At 44.1% G+C, this 4,004-nt stretch carries 2 protein-coding genes; both read right to left on the bottom strand.

The genetic code is table 11. From position 1 onward, the window contains the following. On the bottom strand, positions 1-1,913 hold a 1,913-nt coding region (gene tet(Q), locus DW947_RS21185), incomplete at its 3' end, for a tetracycline resistance ribosomal protection protein Tet(Q) (protein ID WP_119958627.1). A gap of 657 nt (positions 1,914-2,570) precedes the next feature. Then, the coding region (locus DW947_RS21180) for a helicase-related protein (RefSeq protein ID WP_119958626.1) at positions 2,571-4,004 on the bottom strand (1,434 nt) is incomplete at its 5' end.

Raw genomic sequence — 4,004 nt, 5'->3', positions numbered from 1 at the left:
ATTGATTTTTGGAACATGAATAAAAGTTTATCTTTTTCGTTCATGCGGATATTATCAGAATAACCGTCTTTTGTTATTTGATACCCACATGGCTTAACCATAAAAATGCCTAAGCCCTTAGTGTACGAACTTACTTCTGAGGCATAGTCTTTACTTGTATTTAATGGAACTTTCCCTTTAATATGACACCACTCATTATTACAACTGATGTCTTCAATCTCAGACATCAGTTTTTGCAAATCTGTAATAGCTTTGGAACTCGCTACTTGGGGTATCTGCAACTCAAAACAGAGCATCGGTTCGAGAATGTCCACACCTGACTGTTGCAAAGCCAGCCTGAAGACATAAGGGGTCAGCTGTCTGAAATCAGCAGGTGTACTTACCGGGCTATAATACTCGGCTTGAGTAAAAGTTACTTTCAGATCTGTCACTTCCCATCCATGTAAACCAGATTGGCAAGACATACGAATCCCTTCAAAAACGGCATTTTGAAAAGAATGGTTCAGATAACCATAGGAGATGTCACTTTCGATTTGCAACCCTGCCCCTAACGGTAAGGGTTCAAGAGTCAGCCCTATTGTGGCCCAGTAAGGGTTGGGTGGTACTTCGATCTGAATAATCTTATTGACCTTTTTTATAGGTCGTTCTTTGTAGATAGTCTTGATCTCATCAAAATGGACCTTTACGGAAAATCGTTCTTCCAGCAATGTCTGTATGATTTCCTTTTGGGTCAAACCATATAACGAGATTTCCAATTCATCACTATATGAGTTTATGGAAAAGGACAAAGACGGGTCTTCAATCCACAATGTATTCAGAGCGGATATCACCTTGCTTCTCTCTTCGGGCTTATTTGGCCGGACGGAGGATTTGAGAGCGGGATGCTGATGAGATAATCCTTGAATCAAACAAGGTTTAGCACCTAAATAATCTCCGATTCGAAAATCTTCTATATCTTCTACAATCGCGATATCATTGGCACCCACTTCATCAACATTTATCTCTCTGCCCTGATAAATAGTCTTTAGATTTTTAATCTTGATGAATTTTTCCGAATCGTTGATTCTTACAACGTCTCGAAGTCTCAGACTTCCGTCAATTATTTTAAGAAAACTTCTTTTATGCCCTTTGGGGTCATGCTCTATCTTATAGAGATAAGCTGAAAGTCTGTTTGAGACTGATGCCGGAGGAAGTATAAAAGAAGAAATGGCGTCCAACAACTCATTGATACCGATATTGAACATTGCTGATCCATGTAGCACCGGATAGACTTTGGCTTTTGCCACAAGAGCGATTATCGTATTCCAATAATCAGCCGGTGAAATTTCGCTATCCGCCAAATATCGTTCTAATATATCGTCGTCATGGTTGCATACAAATTCTTTGTATTCTTCCTTTATATATGTTTGGGAGCAAACCGGATAAACCGATCCATCGACAACAGTTTGCATAAACAGGACATCTTGCGACAGATTTGTTTTTATATCCATATACAAACGCTCCAAATTCACACCGGCACGGTCAATCTTATTGATAAATATAATTGTCGGGATTTGCAGCTTTTGTAAAGTACTGAACAGCAACTTTGTCTGCGCTTGTATGCCTTCCTTTGCGGATAAGATGAGGACTGCTCCATCAAGCATTTTGAATGTCCGCTCCACTTCCGCAATAAAATCCATGTGTCCCGGAGTGTCAATGATATTGCATTTCACTCCATTCCAGATAATAGATGTCGTAGAAGCCCGGACAGTAATTCCTCTACGTTTCTCTATATCCATAGAGTCCGTTATGGTGTCACCATTATCCACACGGCCGCACTTTTCCGTTGCTCCACTGGCAAACAGCAGATTCTCGGTTACGGAAGTTTTTCCTGCATCAATGTGAGCAAGAATTCCTAAATTTATAATATTCATTTGGATTAAGCAATAATATACTACAGTAGATGCATTGTCGAAACGCACCTTTTAATACCTCCTCGTAGCATATGAGAACTACAGGATTACTAACTCGTATTAATATGTATATTATTACTGCCGCATAACGATTACAAAATTACACAAAAAAATATATCTAACAAAAGTGGGAGGATTTTTTAACTTTTTACCATAGACATTTTATTAGGGAAGCGTAGGTTCAACTGGCAAGTACAAATAAGTAGAAATGTTTGAACAACACCGTTTTAGGAAGTTGAAAAATCAAGTTTCTCTCTCGGTATAGCGTTTATTTTGGCCAATATCTTCTTTAGTTTAGCATTTGTGTATTTCCCATTCGTGTTCTATTTAGCTCCTTATTATGAGTATGTAGCAAGTTACTTATCAAATTCAGCCTCTTTGAGGGTCAAATATGGTTTTGCAAATGGTGACTGACAAGACATAAACAAGGTCAGCAGGAATTTTTTACATAAATGGACATGAATGTATATAACCTAAAATAAGAATAAATTTTAATAAGGGCTGCCCAAAAAGAAAAAAATGCAGTTGCCATCCTATAGATACTTGCAGAAAGGATAAAATTTACTTTTAGACCTTTTGGGATAGCCCTTATTAATACTTCAGATAAAATTCCTTAGGTTATATTTTCAATCCTTTGGACCGGGTTTCCTCCTTGGCATACAGTCCCGGACGCCCGATTATGACATGGTTGGCAACGATACTATCCGCCGGACTGCGTATCTGCGGCGGTGCATTTTCGGGATATTGCGCCTGCCTGTTCCTCACATCTTCCGCTTCCGGCTTGAGCTGTTGCCCTTCATTCTCCTTTTCTGCGACTTCGGGCGTGGGTGGCGCAAGCTCCAGCTGAATTTTTCGGTCAAGGGCGGCAAGTTCGGACTTCAACTGCTTCAGCTCGTCCTCCTTCTTCCACACCTTACCCGCTATCTCCTGTAACTGCGGTATCTCCATCTCCAGCACCTCGTTCTTCGCCTTGTACTGGTCGATGATGGAGGGTATCCTCTCCATCGCGTTGAGGAAGTTGCGGGCGGCGGCCAACGGGTCAGCCATCGCCAGATGCCCGTTGTTGTAGGTGTACTTGTAGTTCCCCTCGACCACGAAGCGGTTGTCGGTGAACTCCAATCCCTCTTTGAGTATCCTTTCGCTCACCACCTTTATCGGAAAACCGTAAAGTTCACCGACCTGCGTGTACAACCCTCCGGTCGTGGCATTCTTGGCTATCTCCTGCAAACGCTTTCCGATGACCTTCTCATCGGCGGAATCCACTCCGTCCACCTTTATTATATTAAGGCGGTTGCCCTCCTTGTCGGTCTGCACCACCGACAGGAAGCGGTTCCAGTCCTCCGTCATGGCATCTATGAAAGCCGTGTTGTTGCGCAACTCGCCGGTCTTTGACTCCAGCTTGAACTCCGAATCACGCTTGCCCTTGTTGAACGACTTGCGTTCCCCTTCGAGCGATGCGATCCGCTTTTCCAGTTTCGCCTTGTCCAACAGGTCGGTATTGCCGGAGAGCAACGCCATGTATTCCGAGAAATTCATGCCCGATTTTTCGTCCATTGCCCCCTCGTCGATGGTACGCGCACCCATCGCACCGCTTTTGAGCTGGCTTATGAAAGTCTGCTTGCAGTGCAGGAGGTTGAACTTGTAGCTGTCCAGTGACTTCTCCACCGCGTAGATGATTACATCCACGTTGTTCCCGGCGAAATGTTTGGCAATCTCATTACCTGCCCTAACTCCGCGTCCGTCACGCTGTTGCAAGTCGGACGGTCGCCACGGCGTATCGAGATGATGGATAGCCACACACCGTTTCTGGGCGTTCACACCCGTTCCGAGCATGGAGGTAGAGCCGAACAGCACACGCACCGTCCCGGCGTTCATGGCGTCTATCACCGCCTTCCGAGCCTTGTCGGTCTTGCACTCCTGAATGAAGCGCACCTCGCTTGGCGGTATACCGTAGTCCTCCGTCAGTTTGCGCTTGATTTCCGAATAGACGTTCCACCCGTCGCCCGGCTGGTATGTCCCCAAATCAGAGAAAACGAACTGCGTGCCTTTCTG

It is taken from the genome of Bacteroides sp. AM44-19 (genome assembly GCF_003603395.1).
In the GTDB taxonomy this organism is placed as follows: domain Bacteria; phylum Bacteroidota; class Bacteroidia; order Bacteroidales; family Bacteroidaceae; genus Bacteroides; species Bacteroides uniformis.
This window is presented reverse-complemented; position numbering and strand designations above follow the sequence as displayed.